This is a genomic window from Occallatibacter riparius (genome assembly GCF_025264625.1).
GTDB lineage: Bacteria > Acidobacteriota > Terriglobia > Terriglobales > Acidobacteriaceae > Telmatobacter > Telmatobacter riparius.
This window is the reverse complement of sequence record NZ_CP093313.1, coordinates 2,847,141-2,860,645: the sequence shown is the minus strand read 5'-3', so window position 1 is coordinate 2,860,645 and position 13,505 is coordinate 2,847,141. Positions and strand designations below refer to the sequence as shown.

Below are 13,505 nucleotides of genomic sequence, written 5' to 3'. Positions count from 1 at the left end.
CCTTACTCCGCGTTCCTCACCAGAAGTGCAACGGGAAAATCCCGCAACAGCGCTTGGATGCGCAAATTGCCGCGTGAACGGCCGCCCTCAATTACGTCGCCCGTGAGCAGACTTGTCCATCTTCCTTCCGGAAGCGCGAGCGTCGTCCCCGCCCAGCTCTCGCCCAGCTTAACCGGCCATCGCGGAACCAGCGTCGCCACCCGTCCTGCCCGCAGATAGGCCACCGCGTGCGCAGCCTTCGGGCCGCTCACCGCCAGCGGCTCATATGTAGCTTCAGCCCCAAACCACTCCGGATGCTCGCGCCGAAGCATCAGCGCTTTATGAACGACCCACAACTTGGGCAAGCCGGTGTCTTCACACCGCATGATCTCGCTCGCCGGCATGCCGGACTTCAGCTCATTCAGCATTCTCTGCCGCAGATCATAGTCCACAGGCGTGCGGTTATCAGGATCAACGAGCCGATAATCCCAAAGCTCCCCGCCCTGATAAGTGTCCGGAACCCCAGGCGCGGTGAAATGCAGCAGAGTCTGCGCCAGGCTGTTGACATGCCCTGCGCGATCCACGCGCCTCACCAGCGCATCGAGATCCGCTATGAATTCGCCCGACTTGTAGAGTTGGCCGATAAACGCCTGCAACGCCTCTTCGAATTCCTTGTTCTGCTGTGTCCAGCTTGTCTGCTCCTTTGCTTCGCGGACAGCTTTCAGCATGTAGGCCTGCAGGCGCTCCTCTGAGATCGACCACGCGCCGATCATCGTCTGATAAAGGAAATACTCCGTATTGCGATCCGGCAATGCATTCGTCTTGAGCTTCGCATTCATCCTGCCCCAGCGCTGCAGCGCGCTTTTCCACCGCGCCGGAATCTCCGTCAATGCCGCCAGCCGCGCGCGCACATCGTCGCCTCGTTTCGTATCATGCGTCGCAAGCGTGGTCATGCTCAGCGGATGCGTAGCCTGCATGTGCGCGCAGTAGTCGTGAAACTGCTCAACGCTCATTCCATCCGTCGCCGGCGCGCCGCCCACCTCATTCAACCCGATCATACGGTTGAAGCAGTAGAACGCCGTATCCTCCACACCCTTTGCCATCACCGGCGACGTGAACTGCTGAAACCGCAGCAGAAACTCGCTCTCCAGTGCGCCGCGATACCGCAGCGACAACACATCTCCCATGAAGTCGAACAGGCCCGCATCAATGTCCTGGCGGTATTGCTTGGCACAATTCACTGCACGCTCGATCTCGCGGCGATCCTCCTCGGTGATCTCGTTCCGCTCCGCCACCACATAAGTCCGATAGATGGAGAAGCACGCGGCCACCTCGCGAATGGCGCGTCGAATCTCCGCCCTGGTGTAGTCGCGCCGGTCGCGATTGCCTTCGCATATCTCGACAAACAGGCTCGCCAGCCGATTCACATCGCTCCCCAGCGCCTCCTGCTCCACGGTGAGCTTCTTGTCGTGAACCATGTCGTCGAAGCTCTGCGCGCGTCCTGTGAAATCCCGGTAGATCGCGCCGAACTCACGCAGCCCCTCCGGATGCGCCAGCAGGCTGTTGCACACGTTCATGAAGTCGTAGCCGCTGGTGCCGTCAATCGGCCAGCTCTCGCGCAACCACTCGCCTGGCTCAAGAATCTTTTCGCCGATGATCCACGCGTCCCCCGCCTTCGCCCGCAAACGATCGAAATATTGCTGCGGATCGCGCAGCCCGTCTGGATGATCCACGCGAATACCATCCAGCACCCCATCTTGCACCCACTCCAGAATGCGCGCGTGCGTCGCGTCGAACACATGCTGCCGTTCCATGCGCAGTCCGATCAGCGTATTGACGTCGAAGAACCGCCGATAACCTAGTTCCTGGTCCGCCGTGCGCCAGTATGCCAACCGGTAAAACTGCTGATTCAGCAGATCGTCCAGGAGATCGACGTCCGCATTGATCGCATCGACAGCCTTCGAGATTGCCTCACAAACTTCCTTCTTCTCGGAGCACGCACGGCCCAGCAGCGCGTAGATGACGTCTTTGTCGCGCTGCCGCTCCTGCACCAGCGCTGGGTCATTCGAATCCGGAGATGGCAACCTGGCGAGACTGTCGGCAATGAATCCCAGCGTGTCCTCGGAAAGAAACTTCGCCGCTAACTGCACAATGCTGGCCAGCGAACCGGGCGCAACTGGCCACGAGTGATCAAAGTAGCGCAAGCAAAACGTCTCGCCCTGCTGCTCGACCCGGATATCACCCGAGGCAAGAACCTTTCCGTACTGATCGCCAAGCACAGGAATCAGCACCTTGTTCTTGAGCTTCACCTCGTCCGAGTTCCAGTCAATATCGAACCACGACGCATACCGGCTCGATGGCCCGTTCTCCAGCACATCCATCCAGTAGCGATTCCGCCGGCCAAGCGCCATGTGGTTCGGGACGATGTCGAGCACCTGCCCCAGGCCAAACTCGCGCAACCGCTCGCAGAACCGCCGGTGCCCCCGGTCGCCGCCCAATTCTTCATTCACCTTCTCGTGATCAACCACGTCGTACCCATGCATGCTTCCCGGAGCAGCCTGCAGATACGGCGAGCAATAGACGTGCGTGACGCCGAGATCCTTTAGATAACTTGCTATAGCAGCCGCATCGTCGAACGTAAACTGCTTGTTCAACTGCAGCCGGTAAGTCGAATGTGGAACGCGTCGCATGCAATCACCTGGTTCAAGAGACACATGGAGCAACGGCACTCAGTCAGCCCCACAACTTAAATTTCATCTGTCAATGAGAAATCGAGTCAGCCCAACAGCCCTTGCTTCACACTGAGCTTTTCCTTCCCAGATCGGGAGAAAGTCGCTTTCTAACTCGTTGGATGTTAGAAAACGGCAAACGACACTCGAAAGCTTCAGCGGGGAGAAATCCTGCTCGATTCGATTGTGCAGATTAAACAGCCCTGAGTATCTATGCCATATCTGATCTCTTACGCGGATTTCCGTCGCTTCTCAGAGCTCTTCTTCGCCCCACGCCGCGGCATCACCGCAACCTTGCTCTTTGCCTTGCCATGCCCCGCTGACTCATGCGCCGGAGGCTTCTTCCCGCCTTCGCCAATGCTGGCCCGCAGCGCGTCCATCAGGTCAATCACCTTGCCGCGCTTCGCCGGCTTCTCTTCCTTCGGCAGCGGCACATTCTTCATCTTCGCTTCAATCATCGCGCGCAGCGCCGCCTCGTACTCGTCCTTGAACTTCTCCATCTCGAACTTGCCGCTCTTGCGCTTGATGAGTTCCTTCGCCAGATCCAGCGACTCCTCGCTTATCTTTTGAGTCTTGATGTCCGCGAAGTACTCTTCGGGTTTGCGCAGTTCCTCGGCGTATCGCAGCTCGTATCCCATCAAACCGGGCAGCGAATCGTCTTCCGGCGCACTGATCGCAATCACATGCTCGCGGCCGCTCATCGCGATCTTGCCCAAACCCGCCTTGTGCGTGTCAGCCAGGGCCTTGCGCACCGTTGCGAACGCCTCGGCCTGCGACTCGTTCTCAGGTGTCACGAAGTATGGCTTTTCGAAGTACGCGGGATCCAGGTCCTTCAAATCAACAAACTGCTGCAGTTCCAGCGTGCGCCGCGAAGGAATCCGAAGGTTGGCAATCTCCTTCGGATCGATCTGCACGTACTCACCCTTGCTGTACTCGTAGCCCTTGACGATGTCGTCCTTCTCCACCGGCTCTTCGTCGCCGCTTGCGCCGCCCGACACCTTCTGGTGCCGAACCCGCTCGCCCGTCTTCTTGCTGATCTGGTGAAAATGGATTTCGCTCTTCGCCTCCGTCGCCGGAAACAGCTTCACGCCAAACGACACCAGCGATATCTGAATCTGCCCCGACCAGAACGGACGCGCCACCCAGAATCTCCTTCTCTTTCAGTCAGATTCCCGCCCCTCACACGAAGTTGCCCCCGCGCGGGCTCGCACACTGGTGCTAAGTCTGCCCGGAAATCCTCGCGCCTTCTTTCTGGCGCGAGGATTCGAGCCACAACTCTCGATTCGGTACGGCTGGCGGCGAAGCCGCAGGTGGCCCCACCGCAGGTGGCCGCAGGTGGTTAGGCGGCTTTGGCCTTCGTGTTCACCCTCTCCGCGATCTCGGTCAGCAGATGGTCCGCATGTCCTTCTTCCTTCGCCGTCCTGTCCAGCAGCTCGGCCGCCGCGGTCTCGCCCAGCAGCATGGCCCATTGCCGCACCGTTCCATACGAGGCGATCTCATAGTGCTCCACGTGCTGCGCTGCCGAAATCAGGGCGGCATCCCGCACCCACGCGTCGCGCGCATCCACAAACATGTCCTCGGCCTCTCCCCTGAGTGCCGCAATCGCCTTGCACTTCTCCGGGCCGGTGCTCTCAATCTTTGCGTCAACACTCTTCTGGGCAGCCAGAATCTGCTCCAGCCGCCTGATATGCTCTTCCGTCTCCTGCAGGTGCGACCGGAACGCGCCCCTCAGTTGCTCATCAGTCGCATGCGTAACCATGTCAGGCAGCGCGCGGACAATCTGCTCCTCGGCCGAAAGCAGCACCCGAAGCTGGTTGATCCACAAGTCGCGCAAGTTCTGGAAATCCGCTGATACCCACTTCATCGTTTCACCTCGCGATCTGCACTTCTCAACGCTGAGTCAGATGCAACTTGCACTGCTTCCGTACGCTTTGTGTTTTCCTTCCAGCGCGTAACCGGTGTTACGATGCACCCACGCCGTTCAACGCCAATTCCATGCACACGAGGCCTATGCGCGCACCGATACTCGCCGCCGCCCTTCTGCTGGCACCCCTCGCCGCTTCCGCCCAAAGCCAGCCTGCCGCGCCGTTCGACATCGTCATCACCAACGGCCACATCATCGACGGCACCGGCTCGCCCTGGTACTCCGGCGAGATCGGAATCCGCGCCGGCCGCATCGCCGCCATCGGCAATCTCGAGCGGACCCCGCGCGCCCGCACCATCGACGCTCACGGCCAGGTGGTCGCCCCTGGCTTCATCGACATGCTCGGCCAGTCGGAGATGAGCATCCTCGTCGACCCGCACCTGCCTTCGAAGATCTTCCAGGGCATCACCACCGAGGTCACCGGAGAAGGCGAATCCGCTGCGCCCCTGAACGCGCAGATGATCGCCGCCGACCGTGCCGGCTACGAGCACCTCAAGATCAATCCCGATTGGACCACCTTCCGCCAATACTTCGCCCGGATTGAGAAGCAGGGCATGGGCATCAACCTCGCCAGCTACGTAGGTGCCACCAGCGTCCGCCGCATGGTGCTCGGCGATGCCGACATTCAGCCCACGCAGAGCCAGCTAGCCGAGATGCAGTCCCTCGTTGACCAGGCCATGAAGGACGGCGCCGTCGGCGTCTCCACGTCTCTGCAATACGCACCCGCCCCCTACGCCCAGACCGACGAGCTCATCGCCCTGGCCTTCACCGCCGGCCGGCGCGGCGGCATTTACGCCACCCACATGCGCAGCGAAGGCGACGCGGAGCCCGCCGCCATCGACGAAGCCCTCCGCATCGGGAGAGAAGGCCACATCCCAGTAGAGATCTGGCATCTCAAGGCTGCCGGCAAGAACAACTGGGGCAAGATGCCGCAGATCGTCGCGCAGATCCAAGCCGCCCGCGATGCCGGCGTCGACATCTCCGCCAACACCTACGCCTACACCGCCTGGTTCAACTCCTTTTCCGCCTTCATTCCGCCCTGGGCCCACGATGGCGGCGACGCCAGGCTCGTCGAGCGCCTCAAGGACCCAGCCACCCGCGCCCGCATACGCAAGGACATGCTCGACCCCAAAGGCGACTGGGACAACGAATGGCAGGAAATCTCCAGCCCCAAGGACATCCTCATCGCCGTCGTGCAGAATCCTGACCTGCGCCCACTCCAGGGCAAGCGGCTGAGCGAAGTCGCGGAGCAATGGCACGAAGACCCCATCGACGCCCTCTGCGACATCCTTATTAAAGACAAGGCATTCACCGAGGTAGCCGTCTTCGGCATGTCCGAGCCGGACGTGAAGCTAGCCCTCCAGCAGCCCTGGGTTTCCGTCGATAACGACTCGCAGGGCACCTCGACCGAAGGCCTTCTCGGCAGCGAGCACCCCCACCCCCGTGCCTACGGCACCTTCCCCCGCATCCTCCGCAAGTATGTCCGCGAGGAGCACGCCCTCAGCCTTGAAGATGCCATCCGCAAGTTCAGCGCGCTTCCCGCCCAGCGCATGCACTTCACTGACCGCGGCGTGCTTAAAGCCGGCATGGCAGCCGACATCGTGATCTTCGACCCCGCGACGATTAAGGACATGGCCACCTTCGAGCAGCCCAACCAGCTCTCGCAAGGCATGGACTTCGTGCTGGTCAACGGCGTCCCTGTGATCGCCAACGGCGTAATGACGAACGCGCTCCCTGGCAAAGTGCTCCGCGGGCCGGGCTATGAGCCGTGAGTCCGGCGAAGTTGGCGAAGCGTGACAACCATCACCGACTCAGGTTCCCGGCACGCGCTACCGTCTCAGCATGGGTTGTGCTCTTGTCCAGGAGCATAGCCCTTTGCAGTCTGAGCCAAAGTTTACTAGAAAATTAGCTACCCCTCCCCCCTGTTTTGGCTTCTCCTAATCTTCGCTTTTTGGGCAAAAATTTTAGCTAATTTATTCATTCAAAATAACTTGACTATATACAAAATCTCATAGGCCTATTTTGAGCCTCAAAACACGAAAGTTACTCCGTAGTAAACAGCCCGAAACAGCAGCTCCTGCCTTCGCAAACCCCGGCCGGACGCCTTTTTGAAAACTGCTCCCAGACAGCTCCTCTGATCCAGGTAACTTTTACCTGCAAAGCAACCTTTCCGTCCTCCGCCCCTCACGGCGAATCACAATCAAGCCTCCCAGGGTCAATAACTTAGCTCCAAGTCGCTCATCTGGTCCGTTACGTGCTTTCTCCTGAGTTGAAGAACGTCCTCGTTCTCCCACGGAGGAACCATGTTCGAGTTCTCTGCTTCGCCGGCCTCGCTCGCCACTAAGAAGATTGCAATCACTGCTGCCGCTGTCGTCCTTGGCGGCTCCCTCGGCGGATACGCCATCCATGAGCACAACACCGCCAAAGCTCTAGCCGACAAGAATCAGCAAACCACGTCTCAACTGAACGACACCAAGAAGGAGCTCACCGACCTCACCAGCAAGGTCAATATGCTGGTCGCCCGCGCCGACACCCAGCCCGCGGCCGCTCCTGAAGCCGCTCCGGCTGCCCAACCTGCGCGTCCTTCCGCGAAGCGCCCGTCCGCAGGCGTCCACCAGGAATCCCGCTATAAGAAGCTACAGGCCCAGCTCGATGCCCAGGGCAAAGCCATTCAGGACACCCAGAATGCCCTCGCCGGCACGCAAGGTGACCTGGTCAACACCCGCACCGAGCTGACCGGCTCCATCGCCCACACGCACGAGGAACTGGTCCTCCTCCAGAAACGCGGTGAGCGCAATTACATCGAATTCGACATCAACAAATCTAAGGACTTCCAGCACAAAGGACCGCTCGGCCTCCGCCTCAAGAAGGCCAACGTCAAGCACCAGTACGCTGACATGGAACTGATTGTCGACGACCGCAACCTGTCGCAGAAGCACATCAATCTCTACCAGCCGTCGATGTTCTACACGCCGGACAGCCCTCAGCCAGTGGAGATCGTGATCAACGGCATCAGCAAAGACCACATCCACGGCTACGTAAGCGCGCCCAAGTATGGCAAGGCTGAGCTGGCCTCGATGCAAGCTGCGAACGATGCCGCCTCCGCGCCCGCCGCCAATCCCGACAGCGGCATCGTCGCGACGGCCGCGGCCCAGCCGCCGGCACGCAAGAAGCTGACCGTAACTCCTCAGTAAGCAAACCTTTGCCCGGGGTGCACCCGCTGCCGCGCTGGTTTACGGCATTTCCTGAGTTACTGTGTCCTCGCCTATTTTGTGCAGGGTCGCCGCTCCTTGAGGTCGCGTCGATTCGATCGCGTAGGTCCCGGATACGGCGACTCAGGAAATACATTATCCCGCGGCGGCGGTGATCGGCCGATCCAAACAGGCATCGCGCAGCAGGCGCACCGCCTGACGAACATTTTCTTCAAGCTGCTTGGCGTAGGACCCGTTGCCATTGCCGACAGGCGTCGGCGTGAGCGAGCCGTGAACGCATGAGACGCCAGTGCGAAGAACTATCTCGGATAGGTTTTCAAGGCGGAGCCCGCGGCCGGCCATGATCTCGAGCCGAGTTCCGGCCTGCCGGCGGATGCGAGCGATCGCGTCCACGCCGGCCATCACGTTCTCCGCTCCGCCTGAAGTCAGCAGTAGATCCGCTCCCGTCTCGATCACCGCTTCCAACGCTTCGTCCAGATCTGCCGCCTCATCAAAGCCCCGATGAAATGTGACGCTCATCGGACGTGCTAACTCCGCCAGTTCGCGAGTTCTGCTCACATCCACACGGCCATCGGGAATCAGGATACCGATAGCCACTCCACCGGCCCCCGCTGCCTTCGCGGCCTCGACCTGATGCCGCATCTCGGCAAACTCCTCCCGGGAGTAGACAAAATCGCCTGCCCGCGGGCGGATCAGAACGTGCACCGGAATTGAGATAGCCCCGAGCACTGATTCGAGCAGGACAGTGTCGGGAGTGACGCCTCCCACGGGCAGGTTGGAGCACAATTCAATGCGATCTGCGCCGCCCCGCTCAGCGGCGATAGCGGCTTCCAAGCCAGGTGCGCACAACTCAAATATAGGGTTCAAAATGGGCATCGAATCCGCTCTATCGCCGTTTCGGGTCTGTTTCCTAAAGAGTGCCATATGCAATGCAAACATGCAATGAAATGATCAAAAATTCCCGTTGTGATCAAGTTTCGGGCCACCGGTTTGAATAGAAACTGGGTTCGAAATAGGAATTACCGTCCCCTGTCACAACCGCCTGTGATTCCCGGCACATCCTGATCCACCGGTCGAGCGCAAAGTTTTGCGGGGCACGATTCGGGGAGAGCACGCGGTCGTAGCGTTCTTCCCGTCCGGCGGAGGGAGGATTGCGAATGCGACCTTGTGCCGATCACGTTCTGGATGCCCGGGAGAAGACGCTCATTGAGCAGGCCGTTGCCGCACACGCGGGGCGTGCCGGCGCTCTGTTGAGCATCCTGGAGTCGATTCAGTCTGCCAACACCCACAAGTTCCTCTCTGCTGCAGCGCTGCGCTACGTGGCGGAGAAGACAGGCACTCCTCCCGCAACCGTTTACAGCACGGCCACGTTCTTTGCCCTCTTCAACCTTGATCCGCAGGGCGACAATGTCGTCTGCGTCTGCCGCGGAACGGCCTGCCACACGCGCAACTCGCGCGACCTGCTTACCAAGCTCTGCATGGATCTGGGTCTGGGCGGACAGGATGTGCAGGACCTGAGCGATGCCGACAAACTCTCGCTCACCACGGCAGACCGCAAGTTCACGATTCGGACCGTCGCCTGTTTCGGCCAGTGCGCACTGGCTCCGGTGGTCGAGATCAATCACCACATCCTTAGCCATGTAAATGAGCGCACGCTGCAGCGCGAGCTGAAGACACTCACGCAGGAGAGGAAATGATGCCGCGCATCCAGGACATCGGCGCATTTAATGCGGCCCGCGAAGCGGGGCTGGCGAAGCTGCTTCCCAACGTGCCCAGAGTTACAGTTGGCATGGGAACCTGCGGCCGCGGCAACGGAGCGGAGGAGGTGTACCACGCCCTGCTCGATGCCATCGATCGCAGCGGGCAAGATGTTCTGCTTGCGCCCGTGGGCTGCTTCGGCTCGTGCTTCCAGGAGCCGCTGGTAACCGTCAGGTTGCCCGGGGGCCCGCTGGTGATCCTCAAGCACGTATTGGCAAGCGACGCATCGCGCATCCTTGAAGGCGTCTCAACACATGTGATGCCGCCCGACCTGATCTACTGCAAGATCGAAGAGTGGGACCACCTCACCGGGCAAGTTCGCTACGGGCAGGGCTATCCGGAGATTCCGCTGTGGAATGGGACGAACTTCTTCAAAGGGCAGAAGAAGATTGTGCTCCGCGACTGCGGCCTCATCAACCCGGAAGACATCGAGGAGTACATCGGTGTTGGCGGCTACCAGGCGCTTTATAAGGTGCTGATCGACGGCCGGCCCGAGACGGTGATCGAGCAGGTGAAGGCAGCGCGCCTGCGCGGGCGTGGTGGAGCGGGCTTCCTCACTGGCAACAAATGGGACTTCCTGGCGAAGGCGAAGTCGGATGTGAAGTACGTCATCTGCAACGCTGACGAGGGCGATCCGGGCGCCTACATGAACCGCAACGAGCTGGAAGGCGATCCGCATTCCATGCTCGAAGGCATGATCATCGGCGCCTACGCGACGGGCGCGACCGACGGCATCATTTATGTCAGGGCCGAGTATCCGCTGGCCGTGCACCGCTTGAGCAAGGCTATCGAGCAGGCGCGTGAATACGGACTGCTGGGAAAGAACATTCTCGACCGAGGCTTCAACTTCGATATTGAACTAATACAGGGCGCCGGCGCATTTGTCTGCGGCGAAGAGACAGCGCTCATTGCGTCTCTTGAAGATGCGGCGGGACGACCGCGCTCGCGTCCGCCTTACCCGGCACAGAGTGGTCTCTGGGGCAAGCCCACCAACATCAACAATGTGGAGACGTGGTGCAATATCCCGCCCATCATTGCGCGCGGCGCGGGATGGTTCGCCGAGACCGGCAGCGTGAAGAGCCCTGGGACGAAGGTCTTCTCATTAGTCGGCAAGATCCGCAACACCGGCCTGGTGGAGATGCCCCTGGGCACGCCGCTGAAGAGCTTCATCTACGACATTGGCGAAGGCGGAATCAGCGGTCGTCCCATCAAGGCCGTGCAGACCGGCGGGCCGTCAGGGGGATGCATTCCGGCCGAGATGCTCGACACTCCAGTCGACTATGAGAGCCTGGCGCAGATCGGGTCCATCATGGGCTCCGGCGGCATGGTGGTGATGGATGAAGACAACTGCATGGTTGATGTGGCGCGCTACTTCATCGAGTTCACCCATTCGGAATCGTGCGGCAAGTGCGTACCCTGCAGAGTAGGGCTCGACAAGGCGCTACGCATACTCAACAACGTCACGAAGGGACAGGGGAATCAGCAGCAGCTTGCGCTGCTGGATCAGATGAGCAGGATGATCCGCGAGTGCTCTCTGTGCGGACTGGGGCAATCTGCGCCGAATCCTGTGCTCACAACGATTCGACACTTCCGGGATGAATATGAAGACCACATCCTCGCACACCGCTGCAGCGCGGGCGTGTGCCAGGATCTGGCGGTATCTCCCTGCGAGAACAGTTGTCCGTTGCGCATGAACATCCCGCGCTTCCTCGAGCTGTATCAGGAGGGGCGGCTCGAAGACGCATTTGCATCCATCATCCTCGACAATCCGCTACCAGCATCAACGGGCCGCGTCTGCCAGCATCCGTGCGACACGCGCTGCCGGCGTCAGTCATTCGATGAGGTGGTTAACATCCGTGAAGTGCATCGCTTCATTGCGGACTCCGTCTACACATCGGATACCTTCGACGCGATTGCCGGCAGACTGCTGGCGCAGAGGCTACCGACAACAGGAAAGAAGGTCGCGGTAGCGGGCTCGGGCCCCACAGGATTAACGACGGCCTTCTATCTCGCGATGCTGGGCCACGATGTCACGGTGTTCGAGGAGCGCGCGGAAGCAGGCGGCATGCTGCGCTTTGCCATACCTGAGTACAGATTGCCGAAGGACGTGCTTCGCAAAGAGGTAGCGCTGATTGAGCGCGCCGGCGTGCGCTTCATATTCAACACGCGCGTTGGCATCGATGTTGAGCTGAACGACCTCGCCAGCCGATTCGACGCGGTTTTCCTCTCCATCGGCACATGGAAGGAGTCGTGGCTTTACTTGCCGGGCACGGAGTTGAAGGGCGTTCATCCAGCTCTGCCGTACCTCGAGGCGGCGGCACGGGGAGAGTCGGTTCTGAATGCCACGCGTGTTGCTGTGATCGGTGGCGGGAACGCGGCCATCGATTCGGCGCGCACACTGCTGCGCCAGGGTGCAAGCGCCACCATCTTCTATCGCCGCGAGCGCAAGGACATGCCTGCTATCGACGAGGAGATCCACGCTGCCGAAGAGGAAGGGGTGCGCTTTGTTTTCCTCGCTGCACCGCATCGCATTCTGGGTGATAGCAACGGCAAGGTGAAGGCGCTCGAGACAGTGAAGACGCGCCTGGGCGAATACGACAAATCGGGCCGCCGGCGGCCGGTGCTGACAGACGAGGTGCAGCGCTTCGAGTGTGACGGCGTGATCCTCGCAGTAGGCGAGACGTTCGATCTCGACTTCTGTCGCGCCTCAGGCCTGGAACTTAAGGAAGAGGGCACCATCAAGACCGATCGTCTGACCTTTGAAACCAGCCGCGCAGGATTCTACGCGGGGGGTGACGTGATTACCGGCGCCTCCAACGTCTCAAACGCGATGGGCGCCGGAAAGCAGGCAGCGCAGCACATCGACGAACGGCTCACGGGCGAGCGGCGTTGGCAGAAGCTCTTTCCCGAGTTCGACTACAGCCACACGGCGCCTGGCGAGCCGAGCCTTTCTCGCCGCCACGCCGCACCCGCATTGCCGGCCGGCCGCCGCATCCACTCGCAGGAAGAAGTTGTCGGCGCGCTCACGGCTGCTGAGGCGCTGGAAGAATGCCGCCGCTGTCTGCATTGCGACCTGCGCGTCCTAGTGGACCAGAACGGATGACCGAGAGGAGCGAAACCTTGGCACCCAGGACCATTTCCGCACGTATTGATGGCGAACTCGTTACGGCAATCGAAGGCCAGACAATTCTGGACGTGGCGCGCTCATGTGGCAAGCACATCCCCACTCTCTGCTATCTCAAGGGGCTGAGCCCCGTTGGCTCGTGCCGTGTGTGCATGGTGGAGCTGGCAGGGACGGAACGCCTGCTGCCCGCTTGCACCACGCCCATGCAGGAAGGCATGTCGATCAAGACGTCGTCCGCCAAGCTGACGCAATATCGGCAGATGGCCATTGAGTTTCTGCTCATTGAGCGAAACCATATCTGCTCTTCGTGCGTTTCGAACGGTTATTGCGAATTGCAGGATCTGTCCCGCCTGCTCGGAGTAACGCACGTTCGCTATGCCTACAACAGTCCGCGCCTCAGCGTCGATATGACGCACCCGCGCTTCGTGCTCGACCACAACCGCTGCATCCTTTGCACGCGCTGTGTGCGCGTCTGTGCGGAGTTGGAGGGCGCCCACGTGTGGGAAGTGAGCGGCCGAGGAATCGCGTCGCGCCTGGTGAGCGATCTGAACGACGACTGGGGCGCCTCAAAGAGCTGCACCAGTTGCGGTAAATGCGTGCAGGCGTGCCCTACCGGCGCAATCACTGAAAAATCGTCCGCCGGCCACCAGATCGACAAGAATTGTGAGTTGATCACCACTCTTGCCGTGCGAAAATCGGCTGCCGTGACCCCGAGGCGGTAGCTTCGTGATACGATTCGGACGATAGACGGCGCCCCGCTCACGAGCCTGTTTAAAACG

At 60.5% G+C, this 13,505-nt stretch carries 9 protein-coding genes; 5 read left to right on the top strand and 4 right to left on the bottom strand.

Annotated features, from left to right (window positions below):
- Positions 1–2 precede the first annotated feature (2 nt).
- The 3 genes from treY to MOP44_RS11575 form a co-directional block, all read right to left on the bottom strand.
- Positions 3–2,669 (bottom strand): malto-oligosyltrehalose synthase, encoded by a 2,667-nt coding sequence (gene treY / locus MOP44_RS11585; RefSeq protein WP_260796194.1) that lies wholly within the window; start codon positions 2,667–2,669, stop codon positions 3–5.
- A 269-nt stretch (positions 2,670–2,938) separates the two neighbouring features.
- Positions 2,939–3,850 carry a non-homologous end joining protein Ku gene (gene ku / locus MOP44_RS11580; RefSeq protein WP_260796193.1) on the bottom strand — a complete coding sequence of 304 codons (912 nt, stop codon included), beginning with the start codon at positions 3,848–3,850 and terminating at the stop codon, positions 2,939–2,941.
- A gap of 197 nt (positions 3,851–4,047) precedes the next feature.
- Complete coding sequence (locus MOP44_RS11575) at positions 4,048–4,572, bottom strand: YciE/YciF ferroxidase family protein (RefSeq protein WP_260796192.1); 525 nt, start codon at positions 4,570–4,572, stop codon at positions 4,048–4,050.
- Positions 4,573–4,718: 146 nt separating this feature from the next.
- Here MOP44_RS11575 and MOP44_RS11570 point away from each other — a divergent pair, with 146 nt between their 5' ends.
- Both MOP44_RS11570 and MOP44_RS11565 read left to right on the top strand, forming a co-directional pair.
- Positions 4,719–6,404: an N-acyl-D-amino-acid deacylase family protein gene (locus MOP44_RS11570; protein WP_260796191.1), complete on the top strand. Its 1,686-nt coding sequence runs from the start codon at positions 4,719–4,721 to the stop codon at positions 6,402–6,404.
- A gap of 531 nt (positions 6,405–6,935) precedes the next feature.
- Positions 6,936–7,826, top strand: a complete 891-nt coding sequence (locus MOP44_RS11565; protein WP_260796190.1) for a hypothetical protein — start codon at positions 6,936–6,938, stop codon at positions 7,824–7,826.
- Positions 7,827–7,979: 153 nt separating this feature from the next.
- Here the strand turns inward: MOP44_RS11565 and MOP44_RS11560 are convergent, their stop codons facing one another.
- Positions 7,980–8,720 (bottom strand): copper homeostasis protein CutC, encoded by a 741-nt coding sequence (locus MOP44_RS11560; RefSeq protein ID WP_260796189.1) that lies wholly within the window; start codon positions 8,718–8,720, stop codon positions 7,980–7,982.
- Between the two features lie 281 nt (positions 8,721–9,001).
- Between MOP44_RS11560 and MOP44_RS11555 the strand changes: the two genes are divergently transcribed.
- Genes MOP44_RS11555 through MOP44_RS11545 form a run of 3 tightly spaced genes read left to right on the top strand, consistent with a single transcriptional unit; the run spans position 9,002 to position 13,448 of the window.
- Positions 9,002–9,541, top strand: coding sequence for an NADH-quinone oxidoreductase subunit NuoE family protein (locus tag MOP44_RS11555; protein ID WP_260796188.1), 540 nt, complete (start codon positions 9,002–9,004; stop codon positions 9,539–9,541).
- On the top strand, positions 9,538–12,705 hold the full coding sequence (locus tag MOP44_RS11550; RefSeq protein WP_260796187.1) for an NADH-ubiquinone oxidoreductase-F iron-sulfur binding region domain-containing protein: 3,168 nt from the start codon (positions 9,538–9,540) through the stop codon (positions 12,703–12,705). Before MOP44_RS11555 ends, MOP44_RS11550 begins: the two co-directional genes overlap by 4 nt.
- Positions 12,706–12,722: 17 nt before the next feature.
- Complete coding sequence (locus tag MOP44_RS11545) at positions 12,723–13,448, top strand: 2Fe-2S iron-sulfur cluster-binding protein (protein WP_260796186.1); 726 nt, start codon at positions 12,723–12,725, stop codon at positions 13,446–13,448.
- The last annotated feature ends 57 nt before the right edge of the window (positions 13,449–13,505 follow it).